The following is a 19082-nucleotide window of genomic DNA, read 5'->3' as shown; positions in this document are numbered from 1 at the left end:
GCTACATCCTGAACGTCACTCGCGCACGGGTATCGAAGGGGTCGGTACGTCCTGCTGAATTTCCAGGTCGGCCTGCGCAGCTGCGAGGGATGCCCCACCAAAATGCACCACGGCAAACAGCGTGTATTTGCCGGGAGGCAACGCGGGCATATTCACGCGGTACTTCTCGGTTTTCCCGGCCGCAACGCGTCGTCCTTCCACGAACGGCACCGCCCCTACCACGTTGCCCTCAGGGTCGCGGACCTGCAGTTCGCCAAGAATCTCAGTCGCCACCCGACCGATGTTCTTGTAGACCACCTCCAGCTGCTTCCCCTTGAGCACCAAATCCACCACCTCACCATCCACTGGCGACGGGGTGGGGGGGGCGCTCACGCTGGCAGCCGGACTGGCGGGCGCCGTCTGGGCCCGCAGGGATGCCCCGGGATACAGGGCAATCAACGCCAGCACAAAGATCATCACGACGACCAGTGGGGCGCGAAATGGGGAAGGACGGAGAGGGTGCATGCCCACCCCACATGGAAGGATGATGCCAGCGCGTCTCCCTCTGAGCGCCGTCTCTGCCCCCGCGTGGTGTTGGCCGTACGCCACACGTTTTGTCGGTTCACCGCCGCAGTGGAAACGCTGAAACGCCCAAGTCGTTACTATTACAATCTGGCGATGACGCCTTCCTGCTGTCTGCCCCAAGGGCCATCCCGAGACCATGCCTGAGCGTTCCACTTCCGATGCCAACGATACGGCCTTGCTGGCCGCCATCGTCGATACGGCCGGTAGCGTTATCCTCGGACTCCGGCCGGATGGACGGATCTTTTCGTGGAATCGCGCGGCCGAGCAGTTATATCAGACTCCGCGCAGCGAAGCGTTGGGGCTGGACTATGTGGACACCTTCATTGCGCCGGAGCATCGCGCGTTCGTAAAGGCCGACATTCAGGAAGTCCTGGCCGGAAAGCGCACGCTCAACTTCGAGGATGACTCGATCCTTCCGGATGGTGGGCGTCGCACGCTGATCTGGAACGTCACCCGGGTGTTGGGTCTCGATGGGACACCGCAGGGTATCGTGGCCATCGGGCAGGACATCACCGAGCGGAAGGAAGCGGAGGAACGTTTCCGCGTGGTGTTCGAGCATGCGCAGGATGGGCTGCTGGTCTCCGACCATACCGGGGTCATTGACTGCAATCCGGCGGCGCTGTGCATGCTGGGATTGACGGACAAGGCGCAGTTGCTGGGCAAGCGGCCAGCCATGTTCTCTCCCGCCACGCAGCCGGATGGTCAGGCGTCCGACCAGAAATCGCGGGCGCTGGGCGCGGTCACGCTGACACAGGGTGCCCACACCTTCGATTGGGTGCATCAGCGTCCGGATGGCACCGAGGTACCGGTGGAAGTCAGCGTGCGCCATGCAAAAATCAACGGTCGGCGTGTGTCCGTCGTGGCTTGGCGCGATCAAACCCGCCGGCTGGAGCTGGAGCGCGAGCGTGCCGTTGTCCAGGAACGGCTCGACCTCGCGCAGAAAATGGAGGCGGTCGGGCAGTTGGCCGGCGGGGTCGCCCACGACTTCAATAATTTGCTGGCGGCCATCCGGAATGCGGTGCAACTGGCCATGGACGAACTCCCGTCCAACACCGAAGCCAGAGCCGATCTCGAAGTCGCCATGCAAACGGCGGAACGGGCGGCCGGACTGACGCGGCAGCTGCTCGCCTTCAGTCGGCAGCAGCCACGCACGGCGTCCGTGGTGGATCTTGCCGCCCTGGTGCGTGATCTGATGGGGTTGCTGCGTACGTCAATGCCGGCATCCGTCTCCATCCGGCTCAGCGCGGAATCACTCGACGCGCGTGTCCTGGCCGATCGCAGTCAGTTGGAACAGGTCATTCTCAATCTGGTCCTGAATGCCCGCGATTCGATGCCTGCCGGTGGACAGATCACCCTGACCGTCTGGGTGGATCATTTTCGCCAACTCGTCATGTTCAGCGTGACGGATACCGGCACCGGCATGGATGAAGGGACGCGCGTGCGCATCTTTGAGCCGTTCTTCACCACCAAACCCATGGGGTCTGGGACAGGGCTTGGCCTGTCTGTCGTCTACGGCGTAGTGACGCAGGCCGGTGGCACCATTCGGGTGGACAGTGAACCCGGGCGAGGAACGACCATGCGTGTTTCCTTGCCGTTGGTCCGACCTGATGTGACTTCACCGGAGCAGCCCATCCCGCCGATGGATGGCCATCACAAACGGGCGCTCCTCCTCGTGGATGACGAAGCGGCGGTACGCACCACCACCCGACGTTTGCTGGAGCGAAACGGCTGGCAGGTACTTGAGGCCAGTAACGGAGAAGAGGCGCTCGGTCTCTTCGCCCAACACCGTGATTTGCTCTCGCTGGTTCTGACCGACGTGCGCATGCCGGTGGTTGATGGAGTGGAGCTCGCCCGTCGCGTGCGCGACGAGATTCCGGATTTCCCCGTCGTGTTCTTCTCGGGCTACGACGAGCTCGAACAGCACGATGTGGCGGAAGTCTCCAACGTCCCGCTGCTGGCCAAACCGTTTTCGTCGGCGGATTTGCTCAACGTGCTGCGTCAGGCCCTCTCGCTCGAGTAGGCGGCTCGCCCACAGGCCAGGCCAAGCACGTGTACCGACAGGCTAGCGGGCGTGTTGCAGGTGCAGGAGTTGCACGCTTTGCTTCACCGCTCCCTCTTCGAAGGGGACCACGTCGGTACGGATCAGTTCAAGACCCACCTCGGGCAGGTGGTCACGGAAGGCGGGAAGGGCGAGGCGCCCAGGATCGGCCACAATGGCTACACCAGTGGGGGCGAGGGCACGCGCCAGACACGCGCCCACCAACGACGCGTACTCTTTCTCGTAGAGCACATCGGCAGCAATGACCACGTCAAACGTGCCCAGGTCCGCCGGCCAATGCCGCCAGTTCACCATGCGCACGTGGGGCTCATGGCCAAGGTTGCGCGCGGCGTTGCCACGTGCCATGTGGATCGCGTCTTCGTAGTAGTCCGTGGCGGTGACGTCGAAACCGGCGGCCATGGCCGCCGTGGTGTCGAGACCGAGACCACACCCCATCTCCAGCAACGTGCGTCCTTCACCGCGAAGCGCCAGCAGGGCGCCGGCCAGTACTCGCGCGGAGGGCCACAAGTCTGCCCAATACGGCAACCGCTCATCCATCACGTAGTCGGCTTCACTGATCAGGTGATCGGCGTTGGATGGCTTCAGCAGCGTGAAGGTACGCGCATGCTCCGGCGCGCCAACGGTGATGGACTCAAACGTGGTGCTCCACTTGCGTGCGAAGGCTCCGTCCAGCCCCTCACCCTGCAACGCGGCGAGGTCGCGCTCCGCGGCGGGCGCCGTCGCCTCGCTTGTTGGCTCACTCATGCCCGCGCCCCCGGCGCTGCACCAAACAGCGGAGGCGCGTCGGGGAGCAGTATGGCCGAGAAGGTTTGGCCGGCCTCCACACGATCAATCGAGGGAGGAACTTCCAGAAGGGCGTCGGCCATGGCCATGGTTCGTAACAGGTTGGATCCCTGCGCGCCGGTGAGCCGCGCTTCAAGCATGCCGTCGGCACCCACCTGCAGCGCGACGCGAAGAAAGTAGGTGAGCGGGGCGGGAGTGTCGGCATCGTCGCACATGCGGACGGGGATCCGGGCATGCTGCACCCCGCGATGTCCACCCAACTGTCGAATGAGCGGCCAGGCAAACAGGGCCCCCGTCACCATGGTGGAGACCGGATTCCCCGGTAGCCCCACCCACGGCACGCCGCGGACTTCGCCGGTTCCCAGGGGGCCACCGGGACGTATGCGTGCGCGCCAGAATCGCTGGGTCCCACCGAGCGCGGCGAGGGCGTCCCGTGTGTAATCGTGCGCGCCGACGGAGACCCCACCGGTCGTAATCAGGAGATCACAGCCGACATCCAGTGCCTGCCCCAGTGCGCCGATCAGCGCCTCGAGCGTATCAGGAACCAGCGGCGCCATGGTGACATCGGCTCCCGCGCCGCGCAGTAACGCGGGCAAGGCATAGCTGCTCGAGCTGACAATGCGATGCCCGTTGAGCACTTCATCAAAGCGATCGAGCAGCACCAATTCATCGCCACTCGACACGATGGTCACGCGTGGAGCCCGGGACACCAGGACCTCCTGCACCCCAATGGAGGCCAGTGCCCCAAGATGCGACGCGCGCAGCGTGGTGCCCCGCGTAAAGAGTACGGCACCGGCCGCAATGTCTTCCCCCCGCGGCCGCACGTTGCCACGCCCCAGGGTATCGCGGTCGTGGAGCACACGAACGAGGGTGTCGCCGCCGTCGGTGTCTTCCACACGGACGACAGCATCGGCCCCGGGGGGCATCGGCGCGCCCGTCATGATCCGCAGCGCGGTCCCCTGCTGTACCCACGGCAACATGGTCGGATCAGCGCCGGCCATGCTGGTACCAAGTACCGGCAATGCCCGCGGAGATGAGGCACTGGCCCCCAGCACATCGGCCCGTTGTACGGCGTAGCCATCCATCCCGGCGTTGTCCCATGGGGGTAACGCCAGGCGACTGGACACATCGTCGGCCAGCGCCCGTCCCAGCGCCTGGGGCAAGGGCACGCGCTCCGAAGCAGGAACCCGCGTGGCCACTTGGTGCAATACCGCCGCCAGCGCCTCCGGATATGAAAGGCCAGTGGCCGGCCCCATCCCGGTTGGCATCACGGCGGGTTGCCGCCAGGCAAGGTGCTGCCCGCCAGCAGACTCACCAGCATATCCTGCACGCGCTCCACTTCCCGCGTCGGTACGGTAAAGTTGTTGGCCAACAGGGAGAACAGCACCAATCGTCCGTTGGCTGTCGTGACGTACCCACTGAGGGCGCGCGCCTTGTCGAGCGTCCCGGTCTTGGCCCGTGCGTTGCCTTGCGCCGGGGTGCCCCGCATGCGATTGCGAATGGTGCCGTCCACCCCCGCAATGGGCAACGCATTGCGAAAGAGTTCGAAGTGCGGTGACCGACGCATGATGTCGAGTACCTTCACGATGGCACGCGGCGTGACATAGTCGTGGCGCGACAATCCGCTGCCATCGCGATACGCGGCATCGGCGGCCCCAATACCCCACGAGGCCAGGGTACGCGCGCCAATTGCCTGCGCGCTGTCGGCACTGCCGCTGCCGGTATGCACCAGCCCGACCGTGCGAAAAAACAGCTCCGCCATCTGATTCTGCGATGGCTTTTCCATGCGGGTCAGCACGTCGGCAAACGGCGGGGACTCGATGACCGCCAGCGTGTCCAGCGGCTTGCCAGCCGTGTCGCGCACGCTGAGACGGCGATGCTGCACCACGATGCGCCGGGCTTGCAGCGATTCCCGCATCGCCGCCAGAAAGGCATCGGCCGGATGACGATAGGCAATCGTGAGCGACGCGCTATCCCCTTCGGCCAGCGTGCCGCGCACCACCAGCGTATGGCCAATGCTGTCGTACGACGCCTCGAGACGTGCTGGTCTGGGCGCGCCGGGCGGAAGGTCACGCGGGCGCGTTACGGCTTCCACCACGACCGCAGGATAGGTGAGTGTGGGAGCAGTGGTGACCTGCACCCGTGCGCCGACAGTCTTTCCGGCCTTCACGCGTACGTAGAGTTCCCCCTCGTTGAACATCAGCTCATCGATGGCGGCACTGTAGGCGGCGTCGAAGTCGTCGTACGCCCAGCCGTAACCGGTCGTCCATCCGGGCATGGCATCACCGAGGGGCAAGACGTGACCCGCAATGCGGCGAATGCCCCGCGCCTCCAGTGCCGCCAGTGCACCATCAAAGGCACTCGCGGCGCGACCACCGCGCAGAAAGTCGCTGATGCTCGGATCGCCGCTCCCCTGCACGTACACATTGCCATGGAACGTGCGCCCCCGCTGCACACCGTGCAGCAGCACCGGCGTGCGCCAACGGAACTCCGGCCCCAGCAGCTGTACCGCCAAAGCACCGGTAAGCAATTTCTGATTGGATGCCGGCATGAACAGGCGATCGGCATCGTGTTGCACCAGCGTGTCCCCGGATGCGGCATCCACCAGCAGAATGCCCAGCCGCGCATTGCGCCACATGGGCGCGGCCACCACGGAGTCGACCGTGTGTTGCAGGATCTGGCGTACCGAAGGCGTTGGCACCTCCGTCACCGGCATCATGAGGGGCGCCACCGGCTCCGGGCGATGCGGGCCGATGTTGGCCTGCGTGCCCTGACGGGCACAGGCCGTTCCCGCCAGCAGGCACAATGCTGCCAGCGCGCGGCCAGTCTTTTCGAGAGTCATGCGTCCACCTCGTAGCTGCAGCTGAGCATGGCGTCTTCGGCCAGATGCACCTTGATCACCCGGGCACTGGTGTGTGAGAGGGCTGCTTGCACGCGATCGCAAATGAAGCGCGCGAGATTTTCGCCGGTGGGGATCATCTTCCCATCGGCAAATTCCGGCACATCCAAACTGATGTTGCGATGATCGAAGCGCTCTCGCACCTCCCGCTGCAGCACGTTGTCCAGAAACCCCAGATCCACCACAAAGCCGGTCTCCTCGTCCACCGGCCCCGCCACGGTCACGTCGCAGACATAGCTGTGCCCGTGATAGTGTGGGTGGGCACAGGCGCCAAAAATGTCGGCGTTCTCCTGGTCGCTCCAATCAGGACGGCGGTAGCGATGGGCTGCCGCAAACATCACGCGGCGCGTCAGTGATGTTCGCGGCATCGCCGAACTTATTTGAACAGGGGAAGGGTGACGCCCAGGGACAGCGACCAATTCCCCCGCCACGCTTCCCGGTTTCTGGTATCGGTCAGGATGGACGTGGTGTCCGACGCGAGGATGAAATACCGATCGGGGTACTGGTACTGCCAAAGAAAATTGGTCGCGTCGAGTCGCAGCTGCGGCCCGCGCTTGGCGAGGTAGCGCACGCTGAAGCCATAGTTGAACGCGAACTTGGTCCCAAAGCGATAGGCGCCGGTATCCGCCTGGGCAAAATCGCTGATCAATCCTGCGCCGCCGTTGACGGAGGGCATCAGGTTGTGCCACGTCTTGCGCCCGGTAAGCGAAATGTCGAGGCCACCATCAAAGAGATGTGTGGTGACACCGGGCGTGCCGATCTGTCGGGTTGCCCTGGTGTTCCCCGGGGCAAGCAGTTTGCGCTCACTGGGCGACACGAGGTAGCGCACAAACAACGAGGCTGGACCACCAACGCCGATGTCGTAACGCAGGCCGGCATTCCAGGCCGCCTTGGGGGCCACATCGGCCAGATCACGCTTGACCGCCAGCCATCCCCCCAACACGGTCAACGATTGCCCGATCTTGAAATCTTCGTACGGGCTCTTGTCAGGCAGGTGCCCGACCTGCGCGCCTGCGGACGCCGGAAAGGCTCCAGCCATACCGGCAGCAACGGTCAGTGCTGCAAACGAACGAACAAGAAATGCGCGCATCAGGACTGGTGAGCAGAAGAACGATCGCGCAGGTCGCGACCGGAAATTTCGGGGGGAAGCGTGAGCCCCAGCAGCGCCAGAGCCGTGGGCCCGACATCACAGAGGGCCCCGCCACTCCGTAGTGGGGCCGTTTCGTCAGGATCGAGTATGACCAGCGGTACCGGGTTCGTCGTGTGCGCGGTGTGTGGTTGGTGCGTCACCGGGTCAACCATCACGTCGGCGTTCCCGTGGTCGGCCGTAATGATCAGTCGCGCCCCACCCTGCCGGGCAGCCGCCAACACGCGTCCCAGGCAGGCATCCACCGTTTCCACGGCCTTGATGGCGGCCGGCAACGAACCGGTGTGTCCCACCATGTCCGTGTTGGCGAAGTTGCAGAGCATGAAGTCATGCGTGCGATTCGCCAACGCATCACACAAAATATCGCAAATGCCTGCGGCACTCATTTCGGGCTGCAGGTCGTAGGTGGCCACTTTGGGGCTGGCGACCATCTTGCGATCTTCCCCGGCCAACGGGTGCTCATGCCCCCCGTTGAAGAAGAACGTGACATGCGGATACTTCTCCGTTTCGGCCGTGCGCAGCTGCGTCAGGCCGGCGTCCGCAATCACCTCGCCAACCAGGTGCTTCATGGACTGCGGCGCAAAGGCCACGGGAAACGGGAACGTGTCGTCGTACTGCGTCATGGTGCTGATGTGCACCAGCGGGCGTTTCCCCGTCTCAAAGCCATTGAAGTCGGGGAGCGCCAGCGCCCGCAGCGACTGACGCATGCGATCACTGCGGAAGTTGAAGCAGATCAGCGCATCGCCATCCTTCATGGGCGCCAGCGCGGCCCCTTCGTGATCGGCCATGACCCAGGGCTTCACGAATTCATCGGTCACACCGGCATCGTACGAGCGCTGTAGCGCGGCCAGCGCGTCCGTCTCCACCGGCGCTTGTCCGTGGACGGCCGCCTGGAACCAGAGCCCCGTACGCTCCCAGCGGTTGTCCCGGTCCATGCCGTAGTAGCGACCACTCACGCTGGCCAGCTGCGCCTTGCCTTCCATGCGCGTCAACGTGGCGCGCAGAAACTCCATGCCGCTGGTGGGCGGCGTGTCACGCCCGTCGAGCATGGCGTGCACGACCACGCGTGGCACCTGGTGCTGCACGGCCAGATCAATCAGCGCGTGCAGATGTTCGTCGGTCGCATGCACTCCGCCATCGCCGAGCAGGCCAAGCAGGTGCAGCGTGCCGTCGTTGAAGCGGGCATGCTCACATGCGGCCACCAATGTCGGATTGGCAAAGAAGCTGCGGTCGTCGATGGCGGCGCCGATGCGGACCAGATCCTGCATGACGATGCGACCGGCGCCAAGATTGAGGTGTCCGACCTCACTGTTCCCCATCTGGCCTTCGGGCAAGCCAACGGGTTTCCCCGACGCCGTGAGGAGCGTGCGGGACGGATGTGACCAGATCTGGTCCCAGTTCGGGGTATTGGCCAGACAGATCGCGTTGGCTTCACACTCTTCGCGGTATCCCCAACCATCCAGAATGATCAGGGCAACGGCGCGGTCTACACGAGCAGACATCGGTCTCCGGGGTATGCTTCTTGTGCGAACGTCACGTGGGAATCGCAGCCGTTGGAATCTAAACCCCGCTTACTCATGCGTGTTCGGCGTCGTACCCTGTTGTTGACACTGGTGTTGGTGTCTTTGGTACTGGTGGATGGTTTCCTGTTGGTTCGGCAAGGACGGTACCGGGAGGAAACGGCGCGGCTCCGGGCAGGCATGACCGCCCTGGAACGCGGGCGGGCCGATGCCTTGTTGATGGCCGACGCCGACCGGGCCACGCTCATGGTGGAAATCATGCGGCGGCAGGCCCAGGGGGACGACGCCGTCCATTTAGCCGTCAATACCGATTCGGGCTATGTGGCCCTCGACCGGGGAGGCGCCCGCCTGCGCACGATGTCCGCCCGCATTGGCCGGGAACGACGGGTCGGCGCCACCTCAGACACTATGCAAGTGGTGGTCCCCCGCGGCCTGCGCACCGTTGAGCGGGTGCTTGGCGCCACCGACGTGCACCCGCTGCCGTCCTGGATCTGGGCAGACCGTGGGCTTCCTGCTCCCGCCACGGTCGCCGAGCCCGGCTGGACCGGCGATCATGCCATCCTGACCTCCGGCGGGACGCTGCTGTACACCCTCCCCGAACAGGGGCCGCTTTCCGACAGCAGTTATGTGATGCCCGGAGCGGTGCGTCTGAGCGCCAGCGACCTGCGGGCGATCCGGGAGAACCTGACACCGGGTACGCGGGTGTACTTCTACTGATGGCTACGCCCATGGCACCCCATCTCCGTTCCGGGCCCTCGCGTGTTCGCCGCTATGGCTGGCGCGGAGCCCCGTCCTGGCTGCTCGGACTCATGCTGCTGGTGGCCGCGCACACCGTCTGGGTGGGCTACCAGACACTCCAGACCCGATTTGAGCGGGATATCGCGCGGCTGGTGTTCAACGATAACTCCGAGGCCTTGGAGCAAGCCGCTTTGCAGGCTGGTCTGGGGGTCGACAGCCTGCGCGCCCAATTGGCGTCCACGCCGGCACCCCCCGCCGATTCGTCGTATCTGGTGGTCTCCATCGTTGAGCGTCGAGTGTGGTACAAGCAGGGGGACAGCATCCTGTTCACGGCACCGGTTGCGACCGGTTCGGGCAAGCAGCTCGTGGTGAAAGGGGGGGCTAAAGTCCTGCGGTTCGAGACCCCACGGGGGCGCCTGGTGGTGCAGCGGCGTGACTCGGCACCGGCGTGGATCCCCCCTGACTGGCACTATCAGGAGCAGGCCAACAAACGCGGCTTGGGACTCACTCAGCTGGTGCGGGGGCGGCCCCTCAAGCTGCGCGACGGGGGGCAGCTGACCGTGAAGGGCAATGACGTTGTCCGCGTTGCCCCCGACGGGACGATTCGCCCCCTCACGGCCACCGACGGTCGGGAAATTGTGGCGGACGGCAAGGTGATCATTCCCCCGTTCGGCACGAATCAGCGCAAGTATCCGGACGTCCTGGGGAGCTTCCGGCTGTATCTGGGCGACGGGTACGCCTTGCACGGCACCAACAATCCCAAGTCGGTGGGGCAGGCGGTCAGCCACGGATGTGTGCGATTGCGGAACGAAGACATCACGGAGCTGTACCATCGCGTGGCGGTCGGGACCCCGGTCTTCATCTACTGATCTGACAATCAGTTACAGATGAGAATTCAGCCGGGGTGTTTATCCACGACGGGTGAACCTCCAGGCCAGATCTGCTATATTTCCGGAACGGGCGCTCGATCGTCTGTTCCATAGCAGCAAGATCATCTGCCGCACGCGGTTAACCCGCACCCGGTCAACGCCCATCCAGCGTCCGGCCGAGCGCCATACCCGACATCGTGACCCAGTTAACTTCCGACGCTCCGGCGTCTCTCCATTTGCCGTCTCACAAGGCCAAACTCCGCCGCACGCGCCGACGCGCGAGCGGCGCGGCGGTCGTCCTTGCGTGCGCCAGTCTGGTCGCGTTCGCTCGGCCCGCCAAGGCTCCCGCAGGCGCATCTGGCAGCCGGCTCCCGTTAACTCGTGCCCTGGCCGCTGACGCACCGGCCCCATTCCCGGGGCTCGACTCCCTGCGTGGGTTCAGTCGCAAGTTGCGCGCCCGCTTTCTGGCGCCGCATCGCGCGGCGGCTGTCCCGGTCCTGCGGGAGTATTTCGGCGATTCCGCGGCCACCCGCGCCGGCATCTACGCCGCCGCCGACTCGGCGGGTCGCTTCCATTTCATCACCATGCGCCCCTTCGCCGACAAGGTCCAGGGACGCATTGGCAGCTATCGCATCGGGTTCTTCCCGGCCGAGCAGCGCGGTGCGCGTGCCGCCGCCTACCGCAATCCCGAGGGGTTCCTCGAGGTCACGGCAGGGAACGCCGATACGCCCATCTCCGATCACTTCCGCTTGCGCGATTTTCTCACCAAGGATCAGGGGCCGGTATGGCCCAAGTATCTGGTGCTGCGCGAACCGCTGGTGGACAAGCTTGAGTTGGTCCTCGATGAACTTCGCGGCATGGGCGTCGCCGCGTCGCGATTGCGTGTCATGTCGGGGTTCCGAACGCCGCAGTACAACCAGCAGGGCGTCGGTGCCGGCGGACGCGTGCAGGATAGCCGCCACCAGTATGGTGACGCCGCCGATGTCTACGTCGTGAACGGCGCCCGCGATTGGATGAGTGATCTGAACGGCGATGGTCGGGTAGATACGCGCGACGCGCGCGTGCTGGCCACCGCCGCCGAACGGGTCGAACAGAAACACCCCGAGTTGGTGGGCGGCATTGGCGTGTATACCGCGACCAGTGCCCACGGCCCCTTCGTGCACATCGATGTGCGCGGCAATCGTGCCCGGTGGGGGGCGTTGTGAGGACGTGCCCATGATGCGGCGTCGTACCGCACTCATTGCCAGTGGCTTCGTCGCCATTTTGGCGGCGGTCATCTATCAGCCGCCCGGTGAACTCCTGGCCGGGTCATCTGCTGACAGCTACCGGCGTGCCGTCCCCCGCGTCGCCGCCGCGATGGCCACCAAGGGGAGCAGCGGGGAAGTGCGCATGCACTTTGTCCGTGCCGGTGAGCGCGTGGCCTTCCCGCTGGATATCCGGGGCGCCCAGAGCACCCTCGGCTTCCGGTACCAGTGGGTGCACGTGGGCACGGGAGAGTCGGCCGACGTCATGCGCCCTGTCGACGGCGATACGTTGCTGGCGCCACTCACCCCCGGGTTCTACGAGTTGGCCGTTATGCGCAACGGCGTCACCCAGCGTATTGAAGAGCCCCGCCTGGCCGTGCTGGTGCCGTTCGAGCTCAAGCTTGGCAGCACGTTGAACGGGTATCAGATCGGACGCTATCCGGCCGAGTGGTCCCGCAACGAACAGGGGGAAAAGCCCACGGGCTTCGCCGAAGTCCATGAAGAGCATCTGGACCTCCCCCTTACCAAGCACCTCAAGGTCCGGGACTTCGTGACCCACGATCGCCAAACCAGCTGGCCCAAGTACGTGGCCGTTGACCCACGTGTTCTCGACAAGATCGAGCTCGTGCTGCGGGAACTCGCGCGCCGTCGTGGGGAAGAACAGGCCGACTTCACGCTCGAAGTACACAGTGGCTTCCGTACGCCACTGCACAATTCCAACGTCGAAGGCTCGGCACGCGATTCGCGACACTTGTATGGTGACGCCGCCGATGTCGCCATTGACGCCGACGGCGATGGCCAGCTCACCTTGTTTGACGCCTATCGGGTGGAACAAGCCGTAGACTGGGTGGAACGGCTGCACCCCGAACTGGCCGGCGGGCTGGGCGTCTACAGCAGCCGGCGCTATGCTACCCCGTATTGCCATATCGACGCGCGCGGCGAGCGGAAACGTTGGCGCGGCTGACCCCGTAGGGCGTGCCAGGAGGAAACGACATGAATCCGTACGTCCGCGATCGAATCAACCGCAAACTCGAGACGCTGTCCGATGAGCGTCTGTATCAGATTCTCGATTACGTCGAGTTTCTGGAGTCCAAGTACGCCGAGAAACCGGCGCCTGTTACCAACGTCTTTCAAAAGTTCACCGACGGCGTGGAGGACACGCTGCGTGCCGGTGGGTTGGCCGCTGGCACCGTGGTGGAGGCCGTGGGTTTCCTCAACAAGGCCATGGGTGTGCTGAACAACGTGGCGCAAACCACCAAGACCGTGGCCACCGATGTGGTGAGCACCGCCAAAACGGTGGCCGACCAGATTGGTGCGCCGCCGCCAACACCACCCGGTGCCCCGCCAACGGCGGCCTCCGGCACGCCACCGGGCACGCCACCATCACCACCCGCGACCCCTGCCTGAGGCCTTCGCTCCATGCGCCCAACGACCAGAAACGGACCACGTACGGGGATGAAGCGCTCCGTCATGCGCATCATCCGGCAGATTCCGTCGTATCTGCGGCTGCTGGTGGGGCTCATTGGCGATCGGCGGGTCTCCCGGATTGACCGCTTCATGGTCATTGCGGCAGTGGCCTACATCGTGTCTCCACTCGACTTCATCCCCGACCTCATCCCGTTTCTGGGTGAGGTGGATGACGTGTTTCTGCTCATGATGGCCTTGCAGCGACTCGTCGAGAATGCCGGGCTGACGGTCTTACTCGACCACTGGCGGGGCGATCCGGAGGAGCTGGACGACCTGAACGTCGCGAGCGTCATCTCCGCGGCCGGGTTCTTCCTTCCGCCGCGAATGCGCCGTCGGCTGCGGCGCATGGCGGGAGCGCGTTAGCCCCAGCCCCCGCTGGAATCCGGTACGTCATCAGTATAGTTTCCGAGATGGCACCCTCATCTCGCCCCTCGCGCATCCGCGATGACGTCGCGCTAACGTTCGACGACGTCCTGCTCGCCCCCCGGCATTCCCTCACGCACCCGCGTGAGGTGAGTCTGGCCTCCCGATTTACCCGCGGCATCACGCTCAACGTGCCGCTCGTTTCGGCCGCGATGGATACGGTCACCGAGAGCGAAATGGCGATCGCCATGGCCCGGTACGGTGCCATCGGGGTGCTGCACAAAAACATGTCCATCGATCGGCAGGCTGCCGAGGTGGACCGGGTGAAGCGCAGTGAGAGCGGCATGATCCTCAATCCGATCACGCTCTCTCCCACTGGCTCGCTGCGCGAGGCGGTGGCGCTCATGATGCGGTTCAAGATCTCCGGCGTGCCTATTGTAGATGGCAATGGCAAGCTGGTCGGCATCCTCACCAACCGCGACCTGCAATTCGAGCGCAATCTCGATCGCCCGTTGGCCGAGGCCATGACCAGCGAAGATCTGGTCACCGCGCCCGTGGGCACCACACTGGATGAAGCGGAGAAGATTCTCGCCAAGCACCGCATCGAGAAGCTGCCGGTGACTGATGAGACGGGCCTCCTGAAGGGCCTCATCACGGTGAAGGACATTCACAAGCGTCGGCAGTATCCGGACGCCAACAAGGATCAGTACGGTCGGTTGCGCGTGGCGGCCGCCATTGGGGCCGGCGGCGACTATCTCGACCGGGCCCGGGCGCTCATCCAGGCTGGCGTCGATGTCATCATCATCGATACGGCGCATGGCCATAGTGAGGGAGTGCTGCAGGCCACGGCCAAGGTGCGTGAGGCGTTCCCCGAGGTGCAGCTCATCGCCGGCAACGTGGCGACCCGCGCCGGCGCTGCCGCGCTGGTGGAGCGTGGCGTGGATGCGGTGAAGGTTGGGGTGGGCCCGGGTTCCATTTGCACGACGCGCGTCGTGACCGGTGTCGGGGTGCCGCAGGTGGCCGCCATTATGGATGCGGTGGAAGGGGCAGGGGATATTCCTGTCATCGCCGACGGCGGCATCAAGTACAGCGGGGATATTGTGAAGGCGCTGGCGGCCGGCGCCTCGAGTGTCATGATGGGCTCCATGCTGGCGGGCACAGAAGAGAGCCCCGGCGAGTCCTTCCTGCTGGAAGGACGCCGGTTCAAGATGATTCGCGGGATGGGGTCACTGTCGGCCATGCAGGACGGGTCGGCCGATCGCTACTTCCAGGACGGCGAAATGTCCCCCAAGAAGCTTGTCCCTGAGGGCATCGAGGGGCGGGTACCCTACAAGGGCCCGGTGGGCGATGTGCTGTTCCAGATGATTGGCGGACTGCGCAGCGGCATGGGATACGTAGGGTGCGGCAACATTCACGCGTTGCGGACAGAGGCCGAATTCGTGCGCATCACGACGGCGGGGCTGCGGGAGTCGCATCCTCACGATGTGACGATCACCCGGGAAGCGCCCAACTACTCGCTGTAGCAGCTCCCCCACCGCCACCCCCGAACCCACGACCCGTCACTGATCGGTCCCGGGTTCGGGTACCGGCGGCAGCTTCCCCGTTCGGCTCCGGCGGCCACCCGGCTACCGTTTTATCGCCAGCGCCCGTTGCGTCCGACGCAACCGGCGCCGAGTTTGGTGGGTCTACTGTTCGAATGCTGTGCGGGTAGCCACATTAGCCCCCGCGTGACGTTCGTCACCCCGGTAGGACTCCGTTGTACCCTGCGCGATGTCGCTCACCTGCATCGCGCTTCACCCAGACCACACCGCTGATGGGAATCTGGTCCAAGAAATCGATCACGGCGCTCCGCGCCGAGGCCGAAAGCTCTGAAGGCGGCCTCAAGCGCACGCTTGGCGCCCTCAACCTGACGATGCTCGGCATCGGTGCCATCATTGGTGCCGGTATCTTCGTCCTCACCGGAACGGCCGCGGCGAACTTTGCCGGCCCCGGTGTCTCGCTGTCGTTCGTGCTGGCCGGCCTCGCCTGCTTGTTCGCGGGGCTCTGCTACGCCGAATTCGCGTCGATGATTCCCATCGCCGGCTCTGCGTACACCTACAGCTACGCCACCATGGGTGAGGGCGTGGCGTGGTTCATCGGATGGAATCTGGTCCTCGAATACCTGTTCGCAGCGTCCACGGTGGCGGTGGGCTGGTCGGGGTATTTCAGCGCCATGTTGAATGAAGCGGGGGTGCATGTGCCGGCCGCGTTTGCCTCGGCGCCACTCACCGTGATCAACGGCCATGAAGTGGTGCGTGCGTTCACCTGTGTGGACGGCACCGGCACCACGTTGGTGGATGCGCTCACCAAGGCGGCCTATGCCACGCGTGAAGCCTGTACAGCCGCGGGCGGGTCACCGGTGGAAGGGCTGATCAATTTGCCAGCCGTCGCGCTCATTCTGGCGCTGACGTTCCTGCTGGTGCGCGGTGTTCAGGAGTCGGCCACGTTCAATAACATCGTAGTGGCCATCAAGATGATCATCGTGCTCCTCGTGATCGGGTTCGGCTTCATGTACGTGAACCCCGAGAACTGGACGCCGTTCATTCCCGAGATGGTGACCAATCCGGACGGCAGCACCAAGTACGGCATGTCGGGCGTGCTCCGCGCGGCGCCGGTGGTGTTCTTCTCGTACATCGGCTTTGACGCCGTGTCCACCGCCGCGCAGGAAGCCAAGAACCCGCAGCGTGACTTGCCCATTGGCATGATCGCGTCGCTGCTTATCTGCACGGTGTTGTACATCCTGATGTCGCTGGTCATGACCGGTCTCGCGCCCTATACGGCGCTTGGCGTACCGCACCCGGTGTCGGCCGCGCTCGAAGCCGTTCCGCAGCTCAAGTGGCTCGAGTACCTCGTGAACATCGGCGCCGTGGCGGGTCTGTCATCGGTCGTGCTCGTGATGCTCATGGGCCAGCCGCGCATCTTCTACACGATGTCGCGCGACGGTCTGCTCCCGAAGGTGTTTGCCAAGGTGCACCCGGTCTACCAGACGCCGGCGGCGTCCACGTGGATCGTGGGTATCATCGCCATCATCATTGCCGGCTTCTTTCCGCTCGGTCTGCTGGGCGAACTGGTGTCGGGTGGTACGTTGGCGGCCTTTGCCACCGTGTGTATCGGCGTGTGGGTGCTGCGTGTGCGGTCGCCGGAACTGGAGCGTCCGTTCAAGACGCCGCTGGTGCCGCTGGTGCCGCTGCTTGGTGCCGGTGCAACGTTGTACATGATGTATCAGCTGCCCGGGCTGACCTGGGCGTTGCTGGGCGTCTGGACGGCGATTGGCATGACGACGTACTTCGTGTACGGCATGCGCAACTCGACCATCGGTAAGCAGGAAGCTGGCAAGCGATGAGCAGTGCCGTGGCAGACGGGCTGCTGAGTGCATCTGAGGCGCGGCAGGTGGCGATCCATACGTGGTTCGCCGCCCTGCGCCCGGGGATGACGGTGGCCCTCTCCACGCACATCAATGCGGACGGTGATGGATGCGGCAGCGAAACGGCGCTCGCGCGATTGCTCGCGCAGCGTGGCATTCGCTGCCGCATCGTCAATCCCACCCCGTGGCCAACGATGTTTGAATTCCTGCTCGGGGATGACATCGAGGAAGCGAGCGCCAAGGGAACCGCGGCACTCGATGGGATTGATGCATTGATCGTGCTGGATATCAATGATGTGCGTCGGCTGGGACACCTTGCCGACAAAGTCCGCTCGCTGAGCGTACCCATTTCGGTCATCGATCATCATGTGGCTGGTGACGAACCGGTGGGAACCCTCGCGGTGGCCGATACCGCGGCGTGTGCCACGGGAGAGTTGGTGTACGACATTGCCGTCACGTTGGGGCTTGAGTTGACCCCGGCGGTGGCGCAGTCGCTGTACGCAGCCATTCTCACCGATACCGGCAGCTTCCGCTTCAGCAACACATCCCCGCGGGCGCATGGCATTGCGGCAGCTCTGCTGGCGGCCGGCGTGAACCCGGAAGAGATGTACCGGCGCATTTATGCGCAGGTAAGCCTGGGCCGGCTGCAGCTGCTGCGCGAGGCCTTGGCCACGCTGCACAGTGAACCCGATATCGGGTTGTCATACATTTCGGTGAACGCCGACGTGGTGAGTCGCTTTGATGTCACGAGCGAAGAACTCGACGGTATTGTGGAGCATCCGCGCAGTATTGCCGGTACTCGGATGGCGCTGTTCTTCCGTGACCTCGGGTACGGCAAGGTGAAGGTGAGTCTGCGCAGCACAGGCGATGTGGATGTGCAGCAGTTTGCGCGACGCTACGGCGGCGGCGGTCATCGCAAGGCCTCCGGGGCCATGCTTACCGGTGCGCTGGAGGAGGTACAGGCGCAGGTGGTAACCGACGCACGGTTGTACCTGCGCGGGGAACTCGAGTCGGTGTAGGGCGTCGAGGCTGGCGCAGTCCCATCTCCGTCAGCGCCTTCGCGGTGTCAGCCTCATCGACCCACACCCGGAGCCGCTGGGTCGCGCCGTCTGATGACAGCCCATACAAGCGACCGTGCATGTAGAACAGGCGATCCTCCGGCGGCGTAGGCCAGGATCCGATGTAGCGTCCGTCATTGAGATAGAGATCGATGACCCCGCCTCGGATTTTCGAGCCGGCGAACGACACGAGCGTGGTATCTCCGCTCCGCGAGCCGCCCTGGGCCGCATTGTCCCCCTTGTCGAGAAAGGTTGCCACGCCGCCATCTCGCATCGTTGTTTGCCGAAAGGTCGGCATGGCGACCTGTTCAATGAACGGATGGGTAATCAACTGCCCTTGGCGATTGATGCTGAAAACGCCGAAGCCGAACGTGGTGGCAAAGGTGCAACGATCTGTGCTCCCTCCTCGTATGGCGACCGTACTCCGGAGGAAATCGCTCGCGCCCTCCTTTACTGGCCACGGAAACTTCCAGCGTTTGCGTTCGCGTCCGGTGGGCTCGACTTGCGTTACGGCGGCGTCCCTGTCGGCTACCGCAATGAGTACGGTTCCGTCGTCAAGGAAACAGAGACTGCGGCCATTGGTCGCGTTTGGTGAAGCGATGCCGCGCGTAAATCGTCCCGTTGAATCAAAGATCGAAATTCGCCCGTTGCCAGGATCGAGCACGGCGATTTCCCGCCGTGGGGTGAGCGCGATATCCACCGGCCGCAACAGCTGTCCCGGGCCGCTCCCCTTGGTGCCGACGGACCAAAGATGCCTCGAGTTTCGTGGGTCAAACGCGTGGACTTCCAGCGTGCCGGCGTCGAGTATGTACACCCCGAGATCGTTCGCCACGTGCTCGCGTACCCATCCGAACAGCGTGTCATTCGCCGTTCCTCCAACGCGCCATATGCCCACCCATTTCTTCGGGAGCATCTTGCGTTCGTTGCCTGGTGATTGTCCGGAGACGCTCTCAAATGAAAGTGAAAGC

18 protein-coding genes are annotated in these 19082 nt (G+C 64.4%); 10 read left to right on the top strand and 8 right to left on the bottom strand.

What is annotated here, in order from left to right; translation table 11 throughout:
- Positions 1-15 precede the first annotated feature (15 nt).
- Positions 16-504, bottom strand: coding sequence for a hypothetical protein (locus GEMMAAP_RS12560; protein WP_145979123.1), 489 nt, complete (start codon positions 502-504; stop codon positions 16-18).
- Positions 505-700: 196 nt separating this feature from the next.
- Here GEMMAAP_RS12560 and GEMMAAP_RS12555 point away from each other — a divergent pair, with 196 nt between their 5' ends.
- Entirely contained in the window at positions 701-2584 is a 1884-nt protein-coding gene (locus GEMMAAP_RS12555; protein ID WP_026849502.1) for a hybrid sensor histidine kinase/response regulator, read from the top strand.
- Positions 2585-2626: 42 nt separating this feature from the next.
- Here GEMMAAP_RS12555 and GEMMAAP_RS12550 read toward each other — a convergent pair whose 3' ends face one another.
- From GEMMAAP_RS12550 to gpmI, 6 genes are read right to left on the bottom strand one after another with little or no spacing between them, the layout of a single operon-like run.
- Positions 2627-3367, bottom strand: a complete 741-nt coding sequence (locus GEMMAAP_RS12550) for a class I SAM-dependent methyltransferase (RefSeq protein WP_053334064.1) — start codon at positions 3365-3367, stop codon at positions 2627-2629.
- Positions 3364-4662: a molybdopterin molybdotransferase MoeA gene (locus tag GEMMAAP_RS12545; protein ID WP_053334065.1), complete on the bottom strand. Its 1299-nt coding sequence runs from the start codon at positions 4660-4662 to the stop codon at positions 3364-3366. The genes GEMMAAP_RS12550 and GEMMAAP_RS12545 overlap by 4 nt, the downstream gene beginning before the upstream one ends.
- An 11-nt stretch (positions 4663-4673) precedes the next feature.
- On the bottom strand, positions 4674-6248 hold the full coding sequence (gene dacB, locus GEMMAAP_RS12540) for a D-alanyl-D-alanine carboxypeptidase/D-alanyl-D-alanine endopeptidase (RefSeq protein ID WP_026849503.1): 1575 nt from the start codon (positions 6246-6248) through the stop codon (positions 4674-4676).
- Positions 6245-6673: a 6-pyruvoyl trahydropterin synthase family protein gene (locus tag GEMMAAP_RS12535; protein WP_026849504.1), complete on the bottom strand. Its 429-nt coding sequence runs from the start codon at positions 6671-6673 to the stop codon at positions 6245-6247. Before GEMMAAP_RS12535 ends, dacB begins: the two co-directional genes overlap by 4 nt.
- A gap of 8 nt (positions 6674-6681) precedes the next feature.
- Positions 6682-7395 carry a hypothetical protein gene (locus GEMMAAP_RS12530; protein WP_026849505.1) on the bottom strand — a complete coding sequence of 238 codons (714 nt, stop codon included), beginning with the start codon at positions 7393-7395 and terminating at the stop codon, positions 6682-6684.
- Positions 7395-8954, bottom strand: coding sequence for a 2,3-bisphosphoglycerate-independent phosphoglycerate mutase (gene gpmI / locus GEMMAAP_RS12525; RefSeq protein WP_026849506.1), 1560 nt, complete (start codon positions 8952-8954; stop codon positions 7395-7397). The genes GEMMAAP_RS12530 and gpmI overlap by 1 nt, the downstream gene beginning before the upstream one ends.
- Positions 8955-9029: 75 nt before the next feature.
- Here gpmI and GEMMAAP_RS12520 point away from each other — a divergent pair, with 75 nt between their 5' ends.
- The 9 genes from GEMMAAP_RS12520 to GEMMAAP_RS12480 all read left to right on the top strand — a co-directional run bounded on the left by GEMMAAP_RS12520 (position 9030) and on the right by GEMMAAP_RS12480 (position 18075).
- Positions 9030-9689, top strand: a complete 660-nt coding sequence (locus tag GEMMAAP_RS12520) for a hypothetical protein (RefSeq protein WP_026849507.1) — start codon at positions 9030-9032, stop codon at positions 9687-9689.
- Complete coding sequence (locus tag GEMMAAP_RS12515) at positions 9689-10579, top strand: L,D-transpeptidase (RefSeq protein ID WP_053334066.1); 891 nt, start codon at positions 9689-9691, stop codon at positions 10577-10579. Before GEMMAAP_RS12520 ends, GEMMAAP_RS12515 begins: the two co-directional genes overlap by 1 nt.
- Positions 10580-10815: 236 nt before the next feature.
- Entirely contained in the window at positions 10816-11784 is a 969-nt protein-coding gene (locus GEMMAAP_RS12510) for a M15 family metallopeptidase domain-containing protein (RefSeq protein WP_053334067.1), read from the top strand.
- A gap of 10 nt (positions 11785-11794) precedes the next feature.
- Positions 11795-12787 (top strand): D-Ala-D-Ala carboxypeptidase family metallohydrolase, encoded by a 993-nt coding sequence (locus GEMMAAP_RS12505; protein ID WP_026849509.1) that lies wholly within the window; start codon positions 11795-11797, stop codon positions 12785-12787.
- A gap of 29 nt (positions 12788-12816) precedes the next feature.
- Positions 12817-13230: a hypothetical protein gene (locus GEMMAAP_RS12500; protein WP_026849510.1), complete on the top strand. Its 414-nt coding sequence runs from the start codon at positions 12817-12819 to the stop codon at positions 13228-13230.
- Between the two features lie 48 nt (positions 13231-13278).
- Entirely contained in the window at positions 13279-13653 is a 375-nt protein-coding gene (locus GEMMAAP_RS12495; RefSeq protein WP_053334068.1) for a YkvA family protein, read from the top strand.
- Positions 13654-13700: 47 nt separating this feature from the next.
- On the top strand, positions 13701-15176 hold the full coding sequence (gene guaB / locus GEMMAAP_RS12490; protein ID WP_043580652.1) for an IMP dehydrogenase: 1476 nt from the start codon (positions 13701-13703) through the stop codon (positions 15174-15176).
- A 290-nt stretch (positions 15177-15466) separates the two neighbouring features.
- Positions 15467-17035 carry an amino acid permease gene (locus tag GEMMAAP_RS12485; protein WP_026849512.1) on the top strand — a complete coding sequence of 523 codons (1569 nt, stop codon included), beginning with the start codon at positions 15467-15469 and terminating at the stop codon, positions 17033-17035.
- Entirely contained in the window at positions 17032-18075 is a 1044-nt protein-coding gene (locus GEMMAAP_RS12480) for a DHH family phosphoesterase (RefSeq protein ID WP_026849513.1), read from the top strand. Before GEMMAAP_RS12485 ends, GEMMAAP_RS12480 begins: the two co-directional genes overlap by 4 nt.
- Here the strand turns inward: GEMMAAP_RS12480 and GEMMAAP_RS12475 are convergent.
- The gene (locus GEMMAAP_RS12475; RefSeq protein WP_145979121.1) at positions 17993-19027 is read right to left on the bottom strand and encodes an NHL repeat-containing protein; all 1035 of its coding nucleotides are present in this window, start codon (positions 19025-19027) and stop codon (positions 17993-17995) included. The two genes, GEMMAAP_RS12480 and GEMMAAP_RS12475, sit on opposite strands and share 83 nt — an antisense overlap.
- Positions 19028-19082 lie beyond the last annotated feature (55 nt).

The organism is Gemmatimonas phototrophica (assembly GCF_000695095.2).
In the GTDB taxonomy this organism is placed as follows: domain Bacteria; phylum Gemmatimonadota; class Gemmatimonadetes; order Gemmatimonadales; family Gemmatimonadaceae; genus Gemmatimonas; species Gemmatimonas phototrophica.
Note: the sequence above shows the minus strand (reverse complement) of the source record. Positions and strands in the feature narration are given on the sequence as shown.